The sequence below is a fragment of the Pseudoalteromonas sp. BSi20480 genome (assembly GCF_000241365.1).
Lineage (GTDB): Bacteria > Pseudomonadota > Gammaproteobacteria > Enterobacterales > Alteromonadaceae > Pseudoalteromonas > Pseudoalteromonas marina.
In genome coordinates, this window is the sequence record NZ_BADX01000142.1 from 24,361 (window position 1) to 45,561 (window position 21,201).

13 protein-coding genes and 6 tRNA genes are annotated in these 21,201 nt (G+C 39.7%); 2 read left to right on the top strand and 17 right to left on the bottom strand.

Features of this window, described 5'->3' with window-relative positions; translation table 11 throughout:
• Nucleotides 1–448: 448 nt before the first annotated feature.
• From P20480_RS05145 to P20480_RS05095, 11 genes are all read right to left on the bottom strand, one after another.
• A complete protein-coding gene (locus P20480_RS05145) occupies nt 449–3,481 on the bottom strand; it encodes a TonB-dependent receptor (protein WP_008131441.1) in 3,033 nt (1,010 codons plus the stop codon).
• A gap of 298 nt (nt 3,482–3,779) precedes the next feature.
• On the bottom strand, nt 3,780–6,515 hold the full coding sequence (locus P20480_RS05140) for a hypothetical protein (protein ID WP_008131442.1): 2,736 nt from the start codon (nt 6,513–6,515) through the stop codon (nt 3,780–3,782).
• Between the two features lie 434 nt (nt 6,516–6,949).
• A complete protein-coding gene (locus tag P20480_RS05135; RefSeq protein WP_008131443.1) occupies nt 6,950–7,915 on the bottom strand; it encodes a class 1 fructose-bisphosphatase in 966 nt (321 codons plus the stop codon).
• The gene (gene fbaA, locus P20480_RS05130; protein WP_008131444.1) at nt 7,912–8,994 is read right to left on the bottom strand and encodes a class II fructose-bisphosphate aldolase; all 1,083 of its coding nucleotides are present in this window, start codon (nt 8,992–8,994) and stop codon (nt 7,912–7,914) included. Before fbaA ends, P20480_RS05135 begins: the two co-directional genes overlap by 4 nt.
• 14 nt (nt 8,995–9,008) lie before the next feature.
• On the bottom strand, nt 9,009–9,626 hold the full coding sequence (gene eda / locus P20480_RS05125) for a bifunctional 4-hydroxy-2-oxoglutarate aldolase/2-dehydro-3-deoxy-phosphogluconate aldolase (RefSeq protein ID WP_008131447.1): 618 nt from the start codon (nt 9,624–9,626) through the stop codon (nt 9,009–9,011).
• Nucleotides 9,627–9,682: 56 nt separating this feature from the next.
• Nucleotides 9,683–10,615: a sugar kinase gene (locus P20480_RS05120; protein WP_008131449.1), complete on the bottom strand. Its 933-nt coding sequence runs from the start codon at nt 10,613–10,615 to the stop codon at nt 9,683–9,685.
• Nucleotides 10,616–10,686: 71 nt separating this feature from the next.
• Complete coding sequence (locus P20480_RS05115) at nt 10,687–11,994, bottom strand: MFS transporter (protein ID WP_006794595.1); 1,308 nt, start codon at nt 11,992–11,994, stop codon at nt 10,687–10,689.
• 2 nt (nt 11,995–11,996) lie between these two features.
• The gene (locus P20480_RS05110) at nt 11,997–12,341 is read right to left on the bottom strand and encodes a cupin domain-containing protein (RefSeq protein ID WP_006794594.1); all 345 of its coding nucleotides are present in this window, start codon (nt 12,339–12,341) and stop codon (nt 11,997–11,999) included.
• A gap of 11 nt (nt 12,342–12,352) precedes the next feature.
• Nucleotides 12,353–14,560: a heparinase II/III domain-containing protein gene (locus P20480_RS05105; protein ID WP_008131454.1), complete on the bottom strand. Its 2,208-nt coding sequence runs from the start codon at nt 14,558–14,560 to the stop codon at nt 12,353–12,355.
• A gap of 4 nt (nt 14,561–14,564) precedes the next feature.
• Complete coding sequence (locus P20480_RS05100; protein WP_033025714.1) at nt 14,565–16,823, bottom strand: polysaccharide lyase 6 family protein; 2,259 nt, start codon at nt 16,821–16,823, stop codon at nt 14,565–14,567.
• Between the two features lie 145 nt (nt 16,824–16,968).
• Nucleotides 16,969–17,847, bottom strand: coding sequence for an NAD(P)-dependent oxidoreductase (locus P20480_RS05095; RefSeq protein WP_008131457.1), 879 nt, complete (start codon nt 17,845–17,847; stop codon nt 16,969–16,971).
• A gap of 728 nt (nt 17,848–18,575) precedes the next feature.
• Here P20480_RS05095 and gloA point away from each other — a divergent pair.
• Nucleotides 18,576–18,962 carry a lactoylglutathione lyase gene (gene gloA / locus P20480_RS05090; protein WP_006794590.1) on the top strand — a complete coding sequence of 129 codons (387 nt, stop codon included), beginning with the start codon at nt 18,576–18,578 and terminating at the stop codon, nt 18,960–18,962.
• Nucleotides 18,963–19,011: 49 nt separating this feature from the next.
• Here gloA and P20480_RS05085 read toward each other — a convergent pair whose 3' ends face one another.
• The 6 genes from P20480_RS05085 to P20480_RS05060 form a co-directional block, all read right to left on the bottom strand.
• Nucleotides 19,012–19,278 carry a DksA/TraR family C4-type zinc finger protein gene (locus tag P20480_RS05085; protein ID WP_008131458.1) on the bottom strand — a complete coding sequence of 89 codons (267 nt, stop codon included), beginning with the start codon at nt 19,276–19,278 and terminating at the stop codon, nt 19,012–19,014.
• A gap of 240 nt (nt 19,279–19,518) precedes the next feature.
• Nucleotides 19,519–19,594 (bottom strand) — tRNA-Glu (locus P20480_RS05080).
• Between the two features lie 90 nt (nt 19,595–19,684).
• Nucleotides 19,685–19,760: transfer RNA gene (locus tag P20480_RS05075), tRNA-Glu, on the bottom strand.
• Between the two features lie 90 nt (nt 19,761–19,850).
• Nucleotides 19,851–19,926, bottom strand: a tRNA-Glu gene (locus P20480_RS05070).
• A gap of 144 nt (nt 19,927–20,070) precedes the next feature.
• Nucleotides 20,071–20,146 (bottom strand) — tRNA-Glu (locus P20480_RS05065).
• 36 nt (nt 20,147–20,182) lie between these two features.
• A tRNA-Ala gene (locus P20480_RS05060) sits at nt 20,183–20,258 on the bottom strand.
• 728 nt (nt 20,259–20,986) lie between these two features.
• Here P20480_RS05060 and P20480_RS05055 point away from each other — a divergent pair.
• Nucleotides 20,987–21,062: transfer RNA gene (locus P20480_RS05055), tRNA-Val, on the top strand.
• Nucleotides 21,063–21,201: the final 139 nt, after the last annotated feature.

Genomic DNA, 21,201 nt, shown 5'->3' on the forward strand with positions numbered 1-21,201 from the left:
CACCTGACAACTACGAAAGTGTAGGAAAAAAATACAACCACTTGTAATGCATATAGTTTTTAAATCAGACATACAGCACTATAGTAGTAGTTAAATTGTTTTTTGAAGTTTATTATTCCGTTATATTATTTAGCTATAAAATGAAATATTTTAATTATAAAAGTATAAAAAGGCTGCAAATTGGTTAACCAATTAAAAATATATTAGACTTTTGGCTAGAATAATAAGGCTACAAACATAAAGCAGACTAATCGCATTTACGTTTATATAAATACAAAAGGAGTTTTTTTGGCTTACAACAAAGGCTGTAAAAGTTGAATGGAATTTAATCTGCGATCAGTTTAGATGGTTTAGTTTAGAAAAGTCAGTGATAAAGGTGTGCACATCCACGTAGATACAAAAAACCCCATTAGTTAAACCAATTGGGGTTTTTATAAGTTACTAACTTTTACAGTTTATAACTTAAACCTAAGAATAAACGTGGACCGTAATCGTTTACTTCACCTAAGTTATCTTCAACAAAAAAGTCTTGAGATTTAGGAGCACTGAATAGATTAATTGCCTCTGCTTTAACTCTAAAGTGCTTGTTAATTTTGTACGATGCACGCATTTCCCATACGCCTACCGAATCAACATAACGTAAGCGTGTGCCATTGCTTGTATAAGGTTGGAAATACTCACTACGGTATTTGTAAATAACCGCAGTATCGAAGCCACCTATTTGGTAATAAAGTTGGCTGCTAAATACATGCTTAGAAAACCCAGGTACAGAACCTGGCTCAACAATGCCCTCTTTAAGCTGCGTTGTATTGCCATCTACATCTGTAACAAACGTGTCGCCGTAGAGGCTATCTTCAAATTCAAAGTCCGTGTCGGCATAGTTATATCCAAACTTAACGCCTATGCCACTATCCCAACGGTATGAGAATGATGTTTCTAGGCCTAAAATCTCACTTTCTTCGTCGTTTGTTACTGAATTTGTAATAGGTAATGAAACGGTCTCACCTCCAACAACAAAGTCTTCAATAACTGTGCGCTGTTGGAAGCCGCCTTGGAACTGCTTATAGTAAAGGCTTAATGCAAAAATTGAATCTTCATTAGGGTACCACTCAAATGCTGCATCGTAGTTCCATGACATTAGAGGCTGCGTATCTGGGTTACCAGAGCCGTTTACACCCACTAACAAGTCACTAATTGTAGTGGCCGTATCAGATGTGTCTTCTTGAAAAGAGCGGCTATATCCCAAGTCAGATGGGTCTGCACGCGACATACCACGGTAAATACCCGCACGTAATAAAATATCTTCGCTGTAATCGACCACTAAGTTAAAGCTAGGTAAGAACTTGGTGTAATCACCGCCCCCTTTTATTTTATCAAGAGTACCTGTGTCTGATTCAACAAGAGAAAGAACCCCTGTATCGCTGGTAACAACGTCAAAACTATTTCTAAAACCAATTGATGTAACTTCAGTATCGACAATACGCAAACCAAAGTTACCACGAATAAACTTACCAAACATTTCTGTATCGTAATTAGCCATTAAGTAAGCAGCCGTTGTTTTTTCAGTTACGTCAATGGTTCCTGCGTTTTGGTATTCAACCTCAGGGTATTCAAATACTCCACCCTCATTAGACGCGACAACGGCTTGAGAAAAACACTCATTATCGTAAGTCGCCCATGAAGAGCCTGTCCCTGTGTCTACCACATTGCCATCGCTATCTACATGCGTGATGATATTTCCATCTGACACACTAGACAAAAAGCCTGATTCAGGAAAATCAATTTGGCAACCTTGAAGCACATCGAGCGCTTCAGCACCTGAACCTAAAGTAAATTGATTACGAGAGCCGTTACCGTTCGTTCCACCAAATTGTGTAAAGCTAAGCTCTGAGGTACGAACGCCACCTTGAATTGTGGTGAACATGCCGCTATCAACTAAATAGTCAAAATCTAAACGAGCAGACACAACTTTGTTATCTCTCACGTTTTCACGGTCAATACGCGTTCTTAAGCTGTCAGTAAAATTAGATATATCTGTTACGTCAAAATCAGTAAGCGTAAAGTGTGGAATGTTATCGCCCATATCCCACGAGAAATAATTACGTCCAGCGGTTCTGCCTCGGTTAGAAATTTGCAGTTCTTCACGCGAGGTTTTTGAATACGCTAAATCTAAATCTATGGTCAGTCTATCATTTACAGTATGTTCGATATTTAAGCCGTAACCACGGTAATTTTCTTCACGAGAAAATTGCTCACCAGCAGACTCAATACGCTCTTCACCTTCCCAATGTAAAATGCCGCCTACATCGTTAGTGACAAGTGATGGGCCGGTTACACCTGGTGTTGCGCGCTTTTGTAAGAAAATTAAATCATGACGTGCTTCTCGTTGCGTTCTATCAGAAATTTGGCTATCAAAATTAATATCCCATTCTGCAGACGGCTGGTACTGAAAGGCAAAAAATACCGCGTCACGCTCGTCTGACGTTTCGTTTTGACGAAAGCTTCGGCTGCTGCCAGTCCATGCGTATGGAGTACCATCACTCACGGCTTTGCCTGTGTCAGGGTCAATTTCTGTGTCATAACCTTGGTTATTACTTCCGTTTACTTGATCCTCACAATCACCTGCACTACTGCGGTAAAAACCTTCATTCGTATTAGTTGGGTCATTTAAACATGCCCAAAGCGACGAACCTGATGGGCTAGAACTTCTGTATTCCGCCTCTGGCTGGCTTATATCCTGTCGTTGAACACCAAATGAAACACCCACCGCTTGGCCATTATCAAATTCAAACTGGTCAACATAGCTAAATGTGCCACGGTAACCTAAATCGCTTTGCAGGGAGTTGTCTACATTACTCTCGTCAGGGTTGTAGTTAAGTTTAACCTCACCTTGCAAACGCTGCTTACCAAAATCCAATGGGGTTACAGTCTCAAGAGCAATAACACCCGCAACACCACCTTCAATCATCGAAGCGTCTTGGGTTTTATAAATAGCTACTTTTTTTACAAGTTCTGATGGAAATTGTGAAAAGTTTACTGAGCGGTCACCGCTACCATTGGTTGCTTCACGGCCGTTTATGTGTGTTGCACTTAAAAATGGGCCTAGGCCGCGAATGGTAATTTCTGTCGCACCGCCATTTTCACGATGCGATGCTGCGCCTGTAATAGACTCTAATGCTTCGCCTATCGATAAAGCGGGTAAATCACCAATATCTTCAGATGAAAGACCATCAACTACGGTTGTGGCTTCGCGCTTTATGGCTATTTGATCTTGAATTGTTCTGCGTGTACCTGTAACACTGATGATTTCTACATCAGGCTCGACCTCAGTCACTTTTGCTTGTTCTTGTTGTGCGTGCGCTGAAAATACACATGAGCTTGCTACACCGGCAATAGCGGCTGTTCGTACCCATTTAGCTACAGGGCTCAGTGCGAATTGACCTGAACGCATTTTATTATTTTTTGAAGACTTCAACGACATTTTATGCTCCGTTGGTTATTGTTGTGTGATTGTTGTGTGTTGACTTGTTATTCATCTGTATAAGTTATGTGACAACTGTTGTTAATATACTCAAGCAACCACAGATGATCAACCAATTTAACAATCAAAACATTACCAATTTACATACCAATTACCGCAAAGCAGTATTACCAAGGGGTCAGGCGGCGATGTAATAAAAAATAATTAGAAAAGCAAACGTATTTTTCGGTCATGTTTTACTCACAGGCATAAAAAAACCCCAAAGAAGGGGCTTTTTAATTAAGAGTGTTTACTTAGGTTAGTCGTTATTAACAACCCATGTTGAGCCAACACCTACATCACTCGCTTGAATGTAGTAAAGCCCTTTTGCACCTGCCACAGCTTGTAAACCTGCTGGGTCGGTTTCAAGTAATGTGCTTGCTGCGAATACATATTCAAGTATTTCTTTACCGTTTGCAGCTGGGTCTTGATCAATAGCACCATCGGTATCAAATGAGCCGTTACCATTTAGGTTTCTGATTGCAACCCAATCGCCACTTGTATCACCAGATACACGGCTATCCATGTAACCAAAGTTGTTGCTTAATACTGATGTATCATGCTTGATTAAATCACAGTCGTATTCAAAAGCATGGTCGCTATCAAGTGTATTTGGATAAAATAATCCTTGTGTTAAGGCGCTACTTTCAATGGTATCTGCATCAGTTTGATCACCTAAGCCATTAGCAATAAGGTTTCCATCAAAATTTATGACAAATGCATTTTTAGTTAAGCCATAGAGTACAGGAGCATTATCCACTGTAAGTTCATCACAATCACCCACAGGGGCACGAGAACCTATTTCAGTACTAAACACGATTGGTTGCTGAGAGTTCAAAACAGTGTTATTAGTTACCGTTAATGTGAAGTCACCCGCCGCATCCAATACAGCTTGGTTACCTGAGTTTGGTATACCGCCATCAGCTTGAGAGAATGGATTTGCAGTAAATACAATTCCACCAGCCTCTTTATTACCAGAACGAATACCTGCAATGTAGTTGTTACTAACTGTGTGGCCTAGCGGTGTAATTAGCACACCAGCAGGACGATCGCTAGAGCTTGCAATATCAGTAGTACGAATAATAACGTTGTCTGTCACGTTATTAAAACCACCATCTTCTAGTGAAATCCCGCCATTAGGGTTAACTACAGTGTTACCTTTAATAGTTGCACCCGATGTTTGCACGCGCATTAAACGACGACCGGTTACAAAGTTTTCTACTCGATTATATTGAATAGTAAAGTTTGCATCGTCAGCTGCATCTGAACCGGTAGTACTTCCCGCATTAATTAAATGAAGGCTTGAGTTACCAAAATTTGGATTCGCACTGGTGCCACTAAATAAATTGTATTGAACAACATGGTCGCTGCCTGATGAAGCAATTTTAATAACGGAGCCATTTTCAGCATTATCACGATTACTAAATGTATTTCGCTCGATTAGCGCGCCCGTGCCTTTGATCATTAACCAGTGGTAAGTCGAATTATTTAACTCGGCTTCATCGCCATCCATTGTGTTTTGAGTAAACTCGAAGTTATTCCCTTCAGAATAAATAATTGCACTTTCTTGCGTTTCACAAAATGAGCCTGATTTTGTATCTATATTTTTAAACGTAAGGCCTGTTAGCGCTGCACCTTCTACACCTGAAGCAACGTGAATACATACTTCGCCACTAATAACTGGCGTTTGTTCTTCAACAGCGCGAAGCGTTACACTACTGGTGAGTAAAACTTCATCCATATCAGCGTAAACACCGGTATTAAGGCCAACAACATCACCATCAGCAAGGCCGCCACTTACCGCACTTAGTAGCTCTGTTGGTGAGCTAACAAGTTGGGAATAAATTACCGTCTCTAGTGAGCCACTTACAGAACCCTCAAATCCGTCGTTATCGGTATAAGAAGCACTCACAGATATAATTGCACCCGCATATGCCGCAGGTGAAAACGTATTACTGTTTGTATCGGCTACTTCAACGCCATCGGCAAACCAGCTATAAGTAACATTTGTTTCTTCAATACCATTATTATCTGTTAGTTGTGCTGTTAATTCACCGCTAACTAAGTAAGGTGATGTGCCTATAATTGTAATACTTCCCGCTTCATCAACCGCAACAGCCGATACGGGAATTGTTTTTTCTGATGTATTATCTTCTACAAAACCATTGTCATCTGTATAAGTCACTTGTACCGATACAGCTTGCCCAATTAAAGTAGCCTCTACAATATATTCGCTTTGGGTTGCACCAACTATTTCTTCATCGTCAGCAAACCATTGATAAGTGATTTCTCCAGATACACCATCCATATCAGTAATGTCAGCACTAAGCGTATTACCCACTGTGGGTGTGCCACTAATTGCTACATCACCTTGTGCATTAACACGCGCAACAGGCGCAGTGCCAACAGACGTCACTGACTCTGCAAACCCACGATCGTCTTCAAACGATGCTGTAACGGTGATCACGCTATTAAACTGTGCTTCTGTAAGCATGAGTGACGAAAGAACCTCTCCCTCAATTACTACGTCATCCGCCAACCACTCGTATACGACTGTTAAACTATCAAAACCATTTTCGTCTTCAACATTCGCGGTCAGCTCTGACCCGATAAGTGCATCACCTGTTATTGTTACGCTTGCTGGAAATGCAATGGCTGCTACGTCAGAGGTAGGATCTGAAATATGTGACTCGTTAACACCACCATCATCAGTGTATTTAGCTTGAGCTGTGATAGCTAAACCAATTTGATCGTCCGTAAGTGTAAACGATGCGCTATTAGCGCCTTCTATTACTTCGTTATCTGCATACCAAAAATAAGAAACAGTTCCTGATATACCATCAGGATCTGACACGTTTGTTGTTAATGTTTGACCGCTTGTGGCTGTTCCTGACAGAGCAATAGAGCCCAGTTCGTTGTCATTGTTGTTTGCGTCAGTGTCACAACCAACTATTGCCGCTGCAATAGCGCATAGTGCAAAGTGTTTTAAATTCATGATGCCTCTATTCTCCATTTTATAGGTTAAATATTTGGCCAGCTATTGTGTGTGTTACCAAATAATCATATTAGTTGTTACCAAATTTACTTTATTTGAAAATAATTTGTTAACCAACTTGGTCATATAACCACAATAGAAATGATATTTCCAGCTTATTTACTGAACTCAATGTACCTTTTTACCTATACAAGGCACATAGGTAACCCACCAACCTATTTAAAGGATGCATAAATGTACAAAAATCAGCATTGACAAAAAATAAATTTTTACCAATTGGCTTTACAATAATCACACTAAAATACAAATGACTATTTAACTAATGAGCGTATTAATAGAATTGCTAGAACAAGAAGATAAGTAATTAGTTGAAAAGGAAAGTAACAGAGAAAAGCTTTCTCTGTTACTAAATAACCGAAGTGAAGGGTATCGAATTAGCTTAGCGCTGAATTATTAAAATAATCAACGGGTTCAATCGAACCTAAAGTAACGGGAACTCGTTGATGTAAATCGTCAGGAGTTATATCTAAAATTCGAGCGCCACGCGATGTGGCTTTGCCTCCCGCATTTTCTACGAGCATTGCAAGCGGGTTGGCTTCATATAAAAGCCTAATTTTGCCATTGTCATTACCAACGCGTTTATCCTGCGGGTATAAAAATAAGCCACCGCGACATAATATCCGGTGTACATCACCTACCATTGCCGCATTCCATCGGATTGAGCTTTTTTCAAAGCTTTCAGATGTGTAAAGCAACTTGTCAAAGTACACTTGTGTAGGCTCATCCCAGTAACGATAATTTGCCATATTTACGGCAAACTCTCGGCTTTGCGAAGGAATTTGTAGTTGTGGATTAGTGAGTAAATACCCACCATGTGTTGAGTCAAGGGTATAACAGCGTGTTGGCCCACCGGTGGTCATTACGAGTAATGATGAAGGGCCATATAATACATAGCCTGCACACACTTGGCTTACACCCGGTTGGTTAAACTGCTCATCACTGTCAAAAGGTACGTCGTCTCTTGCCAAATAAATAGTAAATATTGTGCCTATTTGACCATTTACATCGATATTAGAAGAGCCATCGAGTGGATCAAAAGCAACAATAAAAGTGCCTTCAGGGTGGCCACCTACCGCGTGATCTTCTTCCTCAGAGGCCACTGTTCTGACCGAACTGTCTTCAAGAAGAATATCTTTAAGTAATTGATTGGCAATAATATCTAGTTTTTTTTGAACTTCACCCTGAATGTTTTCATTCATCGTGGAGCCTAGCACCCCTGCAAGTTCACCTTGACCAACTCTAAACGCAATCTCTTTACTTGTGGCTAAAATGGTACGGATAAGCAAAATTAAATCCGTTCTTACACCATCTTCTTTTAATACTGTATTGAGTCTTTTCATAAGCTATACCGATTTACACAATTAAGATCTTTAAAGCACTGGATGAGTCTTGTTACCATATGCTGCTCAGAGTGACGAAGCCACACGCGTGGGTCATAGTACTTTTTGTTAGGTTTATCATCACCGTTAGGGTTACCAATTTGACCTTGTAGATAGGCCTCGTTGCTGTTGTAGTAATCTAAAACACCGTTCCAACATGCCCACTGCGTATCGGTATCAATGTTCATTTTAACTACACCATACGTTAATGACTCTGCAATTTTTTCTTCCTCTGAACCACTGCCACCATGAAATACAAAGTTAATTGAATTACTCGGTAAGTTAAATTTTTTCGCTACATATGCTTGTGAGTCTTTTAAAATAGTAGGCGTAAGGACAACATTTCCTGGTTTATAAACACCATGCACGTTGCCAAAAGAAGCGGCAATGATAAAATTAGGACTAATAGCACTTAAGCGTTCATAAGCGTAAGCAACATCTTCTGGCTGCGTATAAAGCGCTGAGCTATCAAGGTGAGAATTATCAACACCGTCTTCTTCTCCGCCTGTACAACCAAGCTCAATTTCAAGTGTCATACCTATTTTAGCCATGCGTGCTAAGTAGCGCTCACATATCTCTATGTTTTCTTCTAAAGACTCTTCAGATAAATCGATCATGTGTGAGCTAAACAACGGCTTACCTGTCAATCTAAAATGCCTTTCGCCTTCATCCAACAAACCATCAATCCATGGTAATAATTTTTTGGCTGCGTGATCGGTATGAAGCATAACGGGGATTTCGTAGTGCGCCGCAACACTATGTACATACCTAGCTGCGCTCACCGCACCAAGTACTGCACCTTGTTGTTCTGGTAATGAGAGGCCTTTACCACAAAAAAACTGTGCACCACCATTTGAAAGCTGAATAATAACCGGTGACTTCATTTCTTTAGCGGCCTCAAGAGTTGCATTAATTGAGGTTGTGCTAACTACATTTACAGCTGGCAGCGCATACTGGTTAGCACGCGCATGGTTATATATTGCACTTACCTCGTCACCCACTATTACGCCAGGTAAAATAGTTTGAGATAAATCGTTCATTTTAGCACTCCCTGCTATTTTATTGCTTGAATACAAGAGTCTGTAATAGCTTGCCAGTTTTCTTGTGCAACCCATTCCTTTTTAGCAACCCATGTACCACCTACAGCAAATACGTTATTTAAAGAAAGATAATCCATTTTGTTACTTTCACTTACCCCACCCGTTGGGCAAAAGCTAACCGCTCTAAATACACTCGATACAGCCGACACAAACGGAGCCCCTCCTGCTAGCGATGCAGGGAATAATTTTTGCTCCTCAAAGCCATACTCTAGCGCCATAAGAATATCGCCGGTATTTGATACGCCGGGTAAAACAGGAACACCACATTTTGTGAGTGTAGTTAGTAATTTAGGAGATACCGCTGGGGTTACAATAAAATCAGAACCGGCTTCAATTGCTTGCTGTAAAATAGCTTCGTTAATAACGGTACCTGCGCCAACTTTTAGCTCTGGGACTTGCTCTTTAATCGCTTTTAAAGCATCAATTGAGGCGTCTGTTCTTAGCACAACTTCAACCAAAGTAAGGCCTGCTTTAGCCATAGCTTTTGCAATTTGAACACCCTGCTCTGGGGTATCAGCTTGAATTATAGGTAGCAGAGTTTGCCCTGACATAAGTTCAGAAAAGCGAGTCATAACGTTGTTCCTTTATTTTAAGTAGTTTGGCCGGGGTATGGAGGCCTTAAATTTTATTAGATACCAGCTTCAACCATTGCATGTTGAAAAACATCTTTTGGTGCAATTGCACCCGGTTGTTGAATCACAGCTCCGGCTGCTTTAGCGCCAAGTTGAACTGCTGCCGCAATTGACTTACCTGAAAGTCGAGCGCCTAAATAAACACCATTAAAGGCATCGCCCGCTGACGTTGTATCTACCACTGTGGTGACCGGTATTATTGTGTGGCTTTGAAGTGTGTTGTTTTGTTGTGTAATAACAGATTCTGGACCATTTTTAACCACAATCTCATTAATTTGATATGGCTTTAAGTACTCTATTACCGCCTCAACGCTGTGAACATCATATAATGTTGTAAGGTCTTCAACTCCTGGTAGAGTTATATCTGCAAGGCCAAATGCTAAATGATACTGCGCTTTAGTATCCTCTACACTGTCCCATAAACGAGCTCGGTAGTTAGGATCAAATACAATTTTAACCCCAGCACTTTTTAGTTGCTCTAAAACTTTCCAGAATTGATCACGTGATGTTTTATCTACGATGGCTAAAGAAATCCCTGAAAAGAAAAACATATCACCTTGGCATAGTTGGTCAACGCACTCGGCATTTAAAAACTCAACTGTTTTTTTAGCCGCAGAATCACTTCGCCAATATATAAAGCTTCGCTCACCGTGCTCATCTGTCTCAATGTAGTACATGCCGGGCACTTTGCTTTCGTGGCTAAATACATACTGTGTATCAAGCTGTTCACTTTCAAAGCGTTCGCGCATTTTTTTACTTAGGTTGTCTTGCCCTAAAGCCGTAATTACAGATGTGCTTACTTCAGGAAAACAGCGTTTCAAATATACAGCTGAATTATATACATCGCCTGCAAAAGATTGATGTAACGTAGCAGCGCTCATAGCCCTGAGCTCTACCATGCATTCACCCATAAAATAAATAGTATTCATTTTTGAAAGTATCCTTTGTAACTAACTGCTATGCACAAGCACTACCGTGTTGGCATAGCAGTTAAAGCAGATTAATCAGGCTTTTTAAGAGGTTCAATTTTAGGGATTAAAATCCACACTGCAGCCATTGCTATAATGGCAAGTGATGCACCAATTATGAATGCCGGAGCATAATTACCATCAGCGGTTAATATTGGTACAAGTGACGTAAGACCTACCGCACCTAGTTTTGCAGCCATTCCAGAAAAACCAGATAAAGTACCTACCGCTTTTTTACCCAGTAAGTCACTTGGTAAAGTTTGAACATTACCAATAGCAGTTTGAAAGCCAAACAAAATAACGGCCATGATAAGAACAGCTGTTGTTGGTCCACCTGGGTTAGCCATGGCAAGTAATGCAGGAAGCATGATTAAACAACCAAGTGTAATAGTGAGCTTGCGTGTTTTGTCAGTATTCCAACCTGATTTAAGTCTATTTTGAGCAAGTAGACCACCAAACCATGCACCAAACATTGCGCCTACATAAGGAACCCAGCCATATATACCAATAGATTTAACATCCATGGCATACACTTCGTTTAGATAAATAGGGATCCAGAAAACGAATAACCACCAGATTGGGTCAATCGCCGCAGAAGCTATAATTACACCCCAGCTTTGTTTACGTGAAAGCAACTCGCCAGTAGAAGGGTTATATTCTTCTTCGTCTTCGCCTGTTACATCGCCGTTGTCATCAACACGTCTTTGACCTGTTAAAATGTACTCGCGCTCTTCTTCGCTTATCCAAGGGTGAGAACCTGGTGGCGCTTTTACTAAAATTAACCATGGAACTAACCATAGAAAACCCAAGGCACCTACAAAAACAAACACCATTTGCCAGCTAAAATACACTGTTAAGTAAGCGATTAGAGGAATAGCGATAATGCCACCAATTGCAGCACCAGAGTTAAAAATACCCTGTGCGAGTGCGCGTTCTTTAGTTGGGAACCACTCAGCGTTTCCCTTTGCTGCACCCGGCCAGTTACCGGCTTCAGCTACCCCTAAAATGGCACGAAAAATACTCAGGCTTAAAACACCTTGTGCAAATGCATGCGCAATGGTTGCCAACGACCACACACCAATTGATAAAACAAAACCAAAACGGGTGCCCACCCAGTCAAATATTTTACCAAAAATAGCTTGGCCAAATGCGTAGGCAAACACAAACACGATGGAAATATTTGCGTATATTTGTTTACGTTCTAATGCTGATTCATCAGGAAACATTTCTTCTACAATATCCGGCCAAAGCACACTAAGTGCTTGGCGGTCGATATAATTAATGATGGTTGCTAACGCGATTAACGCAATAACCCACCAGCGTAAGCCTTTAAGTTGCATAATTATTCCTCAAGAAAGTCTTCACGAGCTGGACTAAAAGTATCGATTAAAATACCACCTGTTGGGCATGTCGCGCCATGATCTGCAAACGGGGGAATAAAACAGCTGTCACCGGGTCTTAAAATTTCAGTGACGCCGTCAATGTTAAAGTGAAATTCACCTTCAACTACATAGGTTACTTGTGAGTGTCTATGGGCATGGTTATAACCAATTGCGCCTTTTTCAAACCAAATTTTAACGGCCATAAGCTCTTCGTTAAAACCTAACATTTGACGCTTTAAACCATTGCCTAAATCTTCAATTTCAGTTTTGTCACCAAATGAAAAATGTGCACTTTGCTTTTGCATCCTAATTACTCCTAATTATTCTTCAACGCATAAACGCCAAGTCGGTCGTTTAAGGTGAATGACTTATTTTTAAATGTGAATGTGTTGCTTGCTTTGCTGTGCGCTTTATTAATAGCGACTAAGTAGGCTTTGTTCTTAATGATTAAATGCACGAGCAATAAATTACCCTGCTCGATATAGTTGGCAGCTGACACACGGCTAACAGCCTCTAGGGTATATTCTTTACTAGGGTTATATTCACCGTGAGGCTCTAAAATAGACACAAACGTATGCTGTTTTTGATCTTCTACTCGACGAATAAAGCCATTTTCATTACGTAAATTAAAGTGTGGATCGTTTGCACCAATTTGAGTAAACAAGAATTCTTCATCGCCCGAAACTAAGCTTGTTTGCGTATAAAAGCGTCCGTTATCGTTTAGCCATGTCACTTTAGCAAGGCCATTTTGAGGTGTTGCTTGTGCTTTAAGCCATAAATGCTGGTAACCATTATTACTGCCTAATGCAGATAGCTGTGATGCATTCGCTTTTAAGTCAAAACTTGTGTCAATAAGCTGCCCTTTGTAGTGAAGGGGTAAATCAAATTGATGTTTAGTCTTAGCATTGGCATTAAAAATATCTAATGTGATAGTACTCTCAAGCTCTGGTAAGTTTATTAAAGCAAGGGTTCGCTCTAGCTCTACGTTTTTGTAAGCCGAGCTAATTGAACCGTTTGCCACAGTACCAAACTCATTGGTAGTGAAGTAATTTAGTGTTGGGTGATTGTTGTTCCCCACTTTTACATTAGCATTGAAATGAGATGTTTCATCTACCACAACTGTATTGTGTGCAACGGTATGCTTGGCGTAGGTTTCATTTTCTGGAAGATAACGACCACCAAACTTAGCTTCAACGTTTAAAAAACGAGCCGCACCGTAGTCAGATACAATTTCGTTACCTCGATCATAAAATTGCCAAGTTAATTTATCAAAATGGCCATGGCCCAAACCTTGTGCTGCAGGTTTAAATAAAACAGCTTGATCACCACCTACTTGTGTTCTCATAACTACAAGCGCGCCTTGCTTACCATCATTACCATCACCAAACGCTACAGATCTAAACTCGTAAGGTGTTTGCATTTGATTGTCTAGCGCTTGAGCTACTTTTAAACCATCGCCAGATAAAATTGTTTGGTTTTGTTTTTTCGCAATATCTAAATAACCGGTGTCGTTTGTTAGCCCATAAGCTGCTGTAACGCCATGAACCAGCTCAATAGTGTCGATACCTTTACTTTTTATAGCGTCATTAATTGGGAAGAATAAACCGTTGTAGCTAAGTTGAATAGTGGTATCAATCGCTTTGAGTAGCACACCATCGCGGTATTCAAAAATATTACGTTGCGGCTCGTTATTCTCTATTGCTTTAGCAAACGTAACAAATGGCAATAATGCAAAACGCTGATAATACGGCCCTTCGTTGTAGTAGCCTTGTGGTGAAAACAGCATTTCTAATTGCTTAATAAAGCCACCTTTACCCGACTTGTCTAAGTCATATAACGATTTTTCCACCCACTCTGGCTCGTCTAATACATAACCTGCCATACCTACACCAGCCGTGGCCCATGTACCATGGTTGTGTACCTTATTAAACGTTGATGGTTGACCCTCTGATGTAAACAATGAAACAGGGCGTATTAAATCATCCTCTATTGTTTTAACCTGTGCTGCGCTTAATGAATCATGAATAAGGTCGTAAGCTTGTATAGTGTAAACAAGCCACATAGCTTCATTCAGGCTTTGCCAAAATAGCTTGCCAGGGTTTTGTGATTTAACTTTACGCTTTGGATGAACGTCAAGTGTTGGGTAAAGTGCTGCGTATTCAAGCAACATGTCACGAACATAATCAGCATATTTATCGTCTTCGCTTAACTGATAAATAATCCCCGCGTTGTACATTACCTGATAGTTCTTTTTATGGCGTTCGTGCGTATAGCCGCCCCCACCATCTTTTGGTACTGGCACCGTGATAGGCTGCTTTATTTGCTTATCCACTTGCGCTTTTAAATCGTTATACGCCGTTGCAAACTGCCCCTCACCCTTTATTGCTTGGCGCATGAGCTTTACATCGTCAATTGTGATTACAAGGTTTGGATGTGACCCAGCAATGGCGACTGATGACAGTAACAATGAAAGTAAACCTAAAAAAGCAGCTTTTATGTGTGTTGTTCGTTTAAAAAAATTCATCAGTTTACTGCCCCTCACTTATCACGTTGTTATTTTCAAGAATTGCTGTATGCGGACCTTCAACTCTTAGTTCTTTTACACTTGGGGCGGGTGTTTCTTTAAATGTATTTTTTAATACTTTTGTGATTGGCTCGCCAACAGTGTGCTCAACGACTATGGGTGCAGAATTAGTAAACTCGTTATTTTCAATATTAGTAACCTGTACACCATGAACATAAATACTGGCTTTTTCTTTATTGCGTTTACCAAGGCCAACATTGTTAAGCGTATTATTTTTCATCTCAAAATGAGGGCCAAATGTACTTTCGTCAGACCCGCCTCGGTAGAGTTTTACTAAACTGCCTTTTACATTTTTAAAGCTATTGCCGGTAACCGTCACGTACTCTGCGTTGTAAACACCTAAGTCTTCGATTTCTGTATTTAGGCGTAATACATCGCCCGTAGTTTCATTAAATGTATTATTATTTAATACAATGGTATCGGCCATAGCCCCTTTACCAGTGACGAAAAAATGAAATGAATGATTAATATCTAATGCATTGATTGCTGTATTTGTCATTTCAAAGCGATAATTTTCTATCATTCCCCACTTTTGTGTACGAACCACACTGTTACCAATGGCGTCAGGCGCGTTCTCACCTGAAATTGATAAACCATGGATTTTTAAGCTGCCGCCATCATGAATTTCAAATAAGGTAGAACGTTGAAATGTCAGCTTCGATTGGCCTTCTTTCTTTGCCTTTATGGTGAGTGTTTTGTTTATTTTTACTAATTTAGAAATATCATATTGACCAGGTGCCAATACCAATACATCACCTGTATTAGCATTTTCGATAGCATTTAATAAAGCATCTGCACCCGCTTTAACATTGATTGTTTTGCCCGAGTCAAATGCTGTTAATGCAGGTGTTTTAGGATACCAACTTACACCTACTTCTTCTTTTTGTAATACTTTTAAGTTGCGTCTAACGCCTACATTTAACTTTTTAGATACTGAGTAAAATAATCCATTTTTGGCTTTTTTTAGCTTTATATCTTGCTTTTCTACACCATAAGCTAGCTCATCTAACACGTTGGTATTGGCAGCATTATTACTAAGGACTAAACCAGTCACGTCGTCAAATGTTGTAAACGGCTGATTACCACTTTGATTTACAATCAAATTGTTGCTCATTGTGCTGTTTATTGGGACTGCACTGCGTTCAGCATCGCTTCCTGCTGCAAGCTGTATGTGACGTACATTTACGAATGTATTATTTTCGATTGTGGCGTTTTCTACCTGATGGTAGCGATTAATTGATGAATTAGGTACGCCATTCATCACAGTGAAACCACTCCCGAAGCGGTAGCCAGTTAACCCTTCTAGGTAGTTATTTTTAACAATTTGGTCTTTGTTGATTACGCGAATACCGCCAGTATGATCAACACCATTACCAATAAATACGTTTTCTTCTATTAGATTACCATTGCCATGGCGTAGCGTTAGTGTGCCTCGAGCTTCATAAAACACATTATTTTTAAGGGTATTTTTACCTGACTTAACAGATATTATTTCAACTTCACCATTAGTGCGCTCAAAGTAGTTGTTTTCAACCAAGGTATACGAGTCAGTTAAAGAATAATGACTTGTACCTATACGTAGTGTTTCGCCACCATTAGATCCAAATGTAGGGCGGTAGCCAAAATAATTATTGTCAATTTTGTGATGATTTTGTTGGCTTTGAGGAGTATTTAATCGAACAGCGACTGTCACGCCTTTATTTCTTTTTCCCACTAGGTGACTGTGGTCAAATCTATTGTGTTGGCCGTACAGCGCTACCCAATAATCTGACTCTCGCTTATCTGGATTATTGTAATTGTCGATCACAACGTTGGTAACACGGGAGTGGTAAGCTAACTCTTTTTTATCACGACGAAACTCAATTACTGCAGAACTGGGTGTATAGCCATCTTTAAAAACTAAACCCGACACTTCAAGATATTGACCCGCAAGACGAAGATTAGATTGGCCTGATAAAATAACGCTGCCATGTGTTTCAGCTGTTAACGTAATAGGTGCATTTTTTGTACCCTGGCCCTGTAATAAAATTTCAAAATCAGACCAAGTTCCATTTTTAAGAATAACTTTATCGCCTGCAAGTAGGTTTGCTGCAATATCGTTGAAAGCCTGTTGGTCCTCTACAAAATAATCTTTGGCCGCTATGTGTGTTGATAGGCAACCGATGAGAACTAGACTAAGCTTTATTGTATTAATCAAACGCATAGTTAACTCTTTTTCGTTGTGACTAAGTAAATGCGCTATCAGGGTTAAATAGACTGACAATACATAAAGACTTAAGTCAATTGGTGTCATGTGTGTTGAAGCGCCTTAAGTCATAAACTTAAAGCGCTTTATAGCTAGAAAAGAACTACTTTTCTAATTTTTTGAAGTAATCAAATATCTCTGGCACATTGCCTTGACCCATACCTGCGTCAAATGCTGCTTGTAAGTTAGCAGACGAACCTTCAGCAATTTTTGATTGAGTGCCTAAATCTTCAACCATTTGTAAAAAATAGCCTAAGTCTTTATTTGCATTGGCGATAGAAAAACCCAGGTCGCTTACATTATCAACCGCGTAGTTTTTACAAAAATGCATAAACGGAGAATTTGACGGACCAGTAGACATTATGTCGAACAATTGCTGACGGTCTACACCTGCAAGCTCTGCAACAGCAAACGCTTGAGACATAGCACATACAGTCGTCATTCCCATAAAGTTATTGATTAACTTAGTTGTGTGGCCAGCGCCTAAATCACCTAAGTGAAAAACGTTCTCGCCTTGGTCTTCTAATACAGATTTCACTTTATTAAAGGTCGCCATATCGCCAGACGCCATAATATTTAATAAACCATCTTTGGCATGTGCAGGTGTACGACCTAATGGCGCGTCAATCATACCAGCCCCCTTAGCAGCTAAGTCAGCACCAATTTTTTTAGTTGAAGATGGTATCGATGTACCGAAGTCCACAAGCACTGCGCCTTCTTTGATCCCAGCTAAAATACCATCATCTGCGTAAACAATTTTTTCAACAACAGCTGAAGTTGTTAGACAAAGCATTACAATATCTGCACCTGAAGCAAGTTCTTTCGCCGTGCTTGCTGTTTTTGCGCCTCGAGCAACACATGCAGCAACTGCATCTTTGCTTAAATCCATAACAATCAGCTCATAGCCTTTGTTTTGTAAATTTTCGGCCATATTGCCGCCCATAAGGCCTAGACCGATGAAACCGATTACAGGTTTTGACATGAAAAACTCCTAGATATGATGGCGCAAACTTTTATGATAATGAGTAATGATTTACCCCATAAAATAGGTACGCTCTGTCTTTTATTTAATTCAGTAGAGCCACTGTATTTAGTTAAATAAATAAGTTTTTTGTACTTTGTGAAAGTAAAAATGTTGAACCAAATTTTCATTGGTTTTTGCATTTTTAGTTCTTATTTAAGTTCAAAAATTTAGTGTAACTCTAGTTAATTGCTATCCCATTTAGCAACAACGTTAACGAGGTTACCAATTGGTATGCAAAAACATTATTACCAAATGCATTTATTGTCAACCAATAAGTTGATTTTTGTAAATTAGCTAGTTACAACCAAATGCTAATAGAAATAAAAATACCCAATAATTACAACGAGATAAAAGCGATAACCTAACTATTCGTGTAAAAGCGCTGTTAAATAATATTAAAATAAACTTTTAGTAACAGGTTGACCAATAAGCGTAAAAATTGGCTGACCAGTCGCATTTTTATTTAAAATTGGTAATTAATTTAAGTTGTTAACTCACATATAAATAATAAATATTTTATTTATTCATACTTAAATACTAAATGGACGTTTTATTGGTTGTAATAAACATGTGCTGCCCTCATATAATCTCAAACTAACAAAGCAATACGCCTTCTATAAAAAACGTATTTCAAAACGTCTGAATGAAAGGCCGACTACATTCAAATAAAGTTTAAGGTTACTTAAATGCGCTTATTACACACTATGCTTCGCGTTACAAATTTAGAAAAATCCATTGCGTTTTACACGCATGTTCTTGGTATGAAAGAGCTACGTCGCTCTGAAAATGAAGAGTACCGATACACATTGGCCTTTATAGGCTATGGCGACGAAAAAGATACAACCGTCCTTGAGCTAACATACAACTGGGATCAAAGTAGTTACAGCTTAGGAGACGCCTACGGGCACATCGCCATTGAATTTGAAGACATATATAAAGCGTGCGATGACATAAAAGCGGCAGGTGGAAATATAAGTCGAGAACCCGGCCCAGTTAAAGGTGGGACAACCCAAATTGCATTCGTTAAAGACCCTGATGGGTATGCAATTGAGCTTATTCAGAAAAAATCATAAATAATAAGGCGTGGTATTTTACCCATAAAAAAAGGTGCCTTTGGCACCTTTATCGTAGTTGACTATCTTTACTACCACGGCGATTGAACGCGTTAGAATTGCTTGGTAGTCCTTCTAATTCTGCTTGACATGAAATGCAGTAGCGTACGCCTGGTAATGCTAGCCTTCTTGCTTGTGGTATTTTCTCGTCACACTCATCACAAAGCTCAGCACTAGCTCCAGTGATTAAGTTTCTTCTTGCATATTGTACTGCATCGTTAACACTTGCATCTATTTGCTCTTGAATTGCGCCATCTCGCGCCCATCCACTTGCCATAAATCCTCCTCTTTTTCTGGAAGTTTTATATAGGTTAACAAGTAAAATATTTATAAGCCCTGAATGGATCATATAGGTAATGTTTGTTGAGTCTGCTTAAATCTAGGACATACTTGAGTGGATATTTTAGATTGTGATTAAAATGAAAATAAACTTGGAAAATAAATTGAGGTATGAATAAAAATAGTTGGTGAGGTATATTTAAACCTTAACAACACTACCCTACTTTATGAAAGTAAGTGGCGTCCCCAAGGGGATTCGAACCCCTGTTACCGCCGTGAAAGGGCGGTGTCCTAGGCCTCTAGACGATGGGGACACATAAATGTGTCACTAGGACAACTGAATGGTTTGGCTCGTTTCAGGCGAGCTTTCTTAACAACACTACACTGACTATTAAAATAGTAAGTGGCGTCCCCAAGGGGATTCGAACCCCTGTTACCGCCGTGAAAGGGCGGTGTCCTAGGCCTCTAGACGATGGGGACACATAAATGTGTCACTAGGACAACTGAATGGTTTGACTCGTTTCAGGCGAGCTTTCTTAATAACACTACACTAACTATTAAAATAGTAAGTGGCGTCCCCAAGGGGATTCGAACCCCTGTTACCGCCGTGAAAGGGCGGTGTCCTAGGCCTCTAGACGATGGGGACACATATAATGTGCCACTAGGACATTTGATGAGTTTGACTCACATCATGAGTTGCTAAGGTAGTGCATATTTAATACAAGTAAAGACTCGAGCTTTAATTGTTATACTATTCTCTTGGTAAAACCACCTCTAGCTTAAAGCTAGATGGCGTCCCCAAGGGGATTCGAACCCCTGTTACCGCCGTGAAAGGGCGGTGTCCTAGGCCTCTAGACGATGGGGACGCAGAAAACTGCTACCCTAGGACAAACACTAATAATTGGTGGAGCTATGCGGGATCGAACCGCAGACCTCTTCACTGCCAGCGAAGCGCTCTCCCAGCTGAGCTATAGCCCCAACTTAATCAACACTCGCCGTAATAACTACGTCGTGTATTGCTTAGTGCGGGGCGCATTCTATGCACCACCCCAAATAAAGTCAACAGTTTTTTATCCAGCTTTATTTAAATGGTTTAATTTTCAACAAACTGGCTATCAAGCATGCTAAAAAACACAATTTGATTAAAATCATTGCCCTAATGAGACTCCCCTACACTTTTATTTTATGTAGCGTTGCTAGTCAGTGAATTGTAGTTCACTACCCTACCCTCAAAAGGTATACATTTATATGCAATTCAAACATTGCAAATATAATTTATAAATTACCGACCTAACATCCCACTTTCATATCAACAGGCCAGTTGGGTAAATGTAGTAAAACACACATGCTTTTTATTAGTTGCACTTTAAAATACTTTTTCTATTTTATTTGTTATGACTTTTTAGAGAGGTAACAAAATATATATTCTTATTATAGAAGGTTTAAATGTTCAACAATTAAAAGTGATCGCTTGTGTATTCCCCCAAAAAACTAGATTAACCACTAATGTGAGTTATAAACACCACAAATACACCACACAATTACGTTACTGAACATGTTTTGCCTATAAAATAGACGCCCGCCATATCTTGTTGTTTATAAAACCTTCATTCAGTACATTTTTGTCATTCAAGTGTTGACACATTTTCAACTCTATCTATAATAGCGCCCCACAACAACGCAGCAATGTGATGTTGTTTAGATGCGGGTGATTAGCTCAGTTGGGAGAGCATCGCCCTTACAAGGCGAGGGTCACTGGTTCAAGTCCAGTATCACCCACCACTTTTAAAAGTGTTCGCATCTAAATTCTATACGGACTCTATGTTCATTTAGAAAAAGAGAACATCACTGCTACTTACAAGTAACAGAGAAGTTCACTGGTTAAAGTCCAGTACTATTTATTTTAATAGTCGTGTTTTAA

Excerpts from the sequence above, each read along its gene's own strand:
- P20480_RS05145 (WP_008131441.1), bottom strand. The coding sequence starts at position 3,481 with ATGTCGTTGAAGTCTTCAAAAAATAATAAAATGCGTTCAGGTCAATTC.
- P20480_RS05140 (WP_008131442.1), bottom strand. The coding sequence starts at position 6,515 with ATGAATTTAAAACACTTTGCACTATGCGCTATTGCAGCGGCAATAGTT.
- P20480_RS05135 (WP_008131443.1), bottom strand. The coding sequence starts at position 7,915 with ATGAAAAGACTCAATACAGTATTAAAAGAAGATGGTGTAAGAACGGAT.
- fbaA (WP_008131444.1), bottom strand. The coding sequence starts at position 8,994 with ATGAACGATTTATCTCAAACTATTTTACCTGGCGTAATAGTGGGTGAC.
- eda (WP_008131447.1), bottom strand. The coding sequence starts at position 9,626 with ATGACTCGCTTTTCTGAACTTATGTCAGGGCAAACTCTGCTACCTATA.
- P20480_RS05120 (WP_008131449.1), bottom strand. The coding sequence starts at position 10,615 with ATGAATACTATTTATTTTATGGGTGAATGCATGGTAGAGCTCAGGGCT.
- P20480_RS05115 (WP_006794595.1), bottom strand. The coding sequence starts at position 11,994 with ATGCAACTTAAAGGCTTACGCTGGTGGGTTATTGCGTTAATCGCGTTA.
- P20480_RS05110 (WP_006794594.1), bottom strand. The coding sequence starts at position 12,341 with ATGCAAAAGCAAAGTGCACATTTTTCATTTGGTGACAAAACTGAAATT.
- P20480_RS05105 (WP_008131454.1), bottom strand. The coding sequence starts at position 14,560 with ATGAATTTTTTTAAACGAACAACACACATAAAAGCTGCTTTTTTAGGT.
- P20480_RS05100 (WP_033025714.1), bottom strand. The coding sequence starts at position 16,823 with ATGCGTTTGATTAATACAATAAAGCTTAGTCTAGTTCTCATCGGTTGC.
- P20480_RS05095 (WP_008131457.1), bottom strand. The coding sequence starts at position 17,847 with ATGTCAAAACCTGTAATCGGTTTCATCGGTCTAGGCCTTATGGGCGGC.
- gloA (WP_006794590.1), top strand. The coding sequence starts at position 18,576 with ATGCGCTTATTACACACTATGCTTCGCGTTACAAATTTAGAAAAATCC.
- P20480_RS05085 (WP_008131458.1), bottom strand. The coding sequence starts at position 19,278 with ATGGCAAGTGGATGGGCGCGAGATGGCGCAATTCAAGAGCAAATAGAT.